The organism is Rhodobacter sp. Har01 (assembly GCF_020564565.1).
GTDB lineage: Bacteria > Pseudomonadota > Alphaproteobacteria > Rhodobacterales > Rhodobacteraceae > Pseudogemmobacter.
Genome location: NZ_JAJCTD010000049.1, coordinates 1 through 291, shown reverse-complemented (window position 1 = coordinate 291; position 291 = coordinate 1). Strand labels below are relative to the sequence as shown.

The 291-nt window shown below is 71.1% G+C and carries 1 protein-coding gene; it reads left to right on the top strand.

Going from position 1 to position 291, the window contains the following annotated elements; genetic code table 11:
- Positions 1 to 291: Crp/Fnr family transcriptional regulator (locus tag LHP98_RS19360; RefSeq protein ID WP_413687733.1), on the top strand; the 291-nt coding region annotated here is incomplete at both ends.

The following is a 291-nucleotide window of genomic DNA, read 5'->3' as shown; positions in this document are numbered from 1 at the left end:
CCTCGGACCACAATGTCGAGCCGATCACCCCGGTGCAGGCCTCCGAGGTCAAGCAGCGCGACCTGCTGGCGGCGTTCACCGCAACGCCCCGGCTGGCGACCGCCGTGCTCTGGGCTGCCTCACGCGATGAGGCGATGGTGGTCGAGCACCTGGTTGACCTGGGTCGCCGCACGGCGAGCGAGCGGATGGCGCATTTCCTGCTGGAGCTGGGCGCGCGGCTGCGGCTGGTGGGGATGGCCGACAGGGCGGGCTTTGCCTGCCCGCTGTCGCAATACCTGCTGGCCGATGCGC